At 70.1% G+C, this 1,444-nt stretch carries 1 protein-coding gene; it reads right to left on the minus strand.

The features are described from left to right. Window positions 1-1,355: ParB/RepB/Spo0J family partition protein (locus BACI9J_RS23695; RefSeq protein ID WP_159736750.1), on the minus strand; the 1,355-nt coding region annotated here is incomplete at its 3' end. Between the last annotated feature and the right edge of the window lie 89 nt (window positions 1,356-1,444).

Below are 1,444 nucleotides of genomic sequence, written 5' to 3' on the forward strand. Positions count from 1 at the left end.
ACGTGGGAGAGGGTGTAGCCCCACGCGACCAACTGGTTGAGGTACGGCACCGCCACGGTGTCCGCCATGCTCCACCCGTACCGGCCGACGCCCGATTCGACCTCGGCGAGGGCGAACGCGAACGCGACGTGCTGCGCCTTCCCGGGGCGCTTGCTGGCCCACTCGGCCGGGTCGGCGTCCTCCGGAACCCCCAGCAGGTCGGTGGCGCGAACCCGGTTGCCGTAGTAGTAGTCCTTCGTCGCGCCGATCAGCACGGACGCGGTCCACCGTGCGGCGTCCTTCGGGAGCGTCTTCGAGCCGACAAGTCCAGCGAGCCAGGTCCGCCGAACCTCGCGTGCGGCGGTCCACTCGTCCTGCAGGCGATTGTTCCGCTCCCGGCGGGCTTCCGCGGCTTCGGCTTCGGCCGCGCGCTCGGCTTCCTGCTCCGGCGTCAACTCGGCCGCGGGGCGGTCGTAGGGGTGCCGGGCGGTGTGCTGCTCCGGGGTGGTGCACACGGCCGTCACTACCGCGCTGTCACCGAGGGGCCGCACGAACACGGCATGCCCCGGGCAGGCGGTGTGGGCGTCCGGTTCGATCGCGGCGAGCGTGGCCCACGGGTCGTCCTCGGACACCGCCTCGTCGGACAGGGTGTCGAGGTACTTCCACCCGGTGGCGTCATCGTCCAGGACGGTGACGCCCTGCTCCCGGTGCTGGTCCGCCACCTTGACGGCTTCCGCTTCGGCGATCTTCCGGTTGCGGTGCTGCTGGGCGACGAACTGCAGTTCGTCGTCGTTGCCCTCGCTGATGTACTCGTTCAGGTCCGCCGTGGCTTCCTCGTCGCCGTCGAACTCGGCCAGCAGCAGGGCCGCGTCGAACGACACCTGCCGGTCGATCACCGCGGCGGTCGCGGCCTCCGACTTCGCCACCGTCAGGGTCGCCTTCACCTGCTCCTTGTTGGTGCCGGTTTCGCGGGCGATCCCGGCGACGGAGAGTCCGGCGAGTTCCAACTGCCGGTAGGCGTTGAGCCGGTCCCCGTCGGTCAGCGCCGTACGGCGCTCGTTGGCGACCAACTGCTCCACGATCCGCGCTGCGGTGCTGTCGTCACGGGCGGTGACGAACACGGGGACGGTGACGGCCGCCTCGCGGGCGGCGAGGACGCGCATCTGCCCGTCGCGGACCACCACGGCCCCGTCAGCGTTCCGGTAGCCGATGCTCGGCAGGAGTACCCCGTGACGCTTCACGGAGGCCAGGAACGCGGGGTCGAGGTCGGCCGCGGTGCGGACGTTGTTCTCGATCACCACGTCCGCTGCGGGGACGTGCACCAGGTCGATGCCCTCGGCGGCGGTGGTGGTCTGGGTGTTCTCGGTCATGGTCATGTCGTTTGCTACGCTTTCCGGTAGTGACCGGGTGCGGGTCCTGGCAATTAGTGGTTGTCGGGAACTCCGCACCCGGTCTTTTCTATGGG

The sequence above is a fragment of the Arthrobacter sp. 9V genome, from assembly GCF_902506065.1.
Classification (GTDB): Bacteria; Actinomycetota; Actinomycetes; order Actinomycetales; family Micrococcaceae; genus Arthrobacter.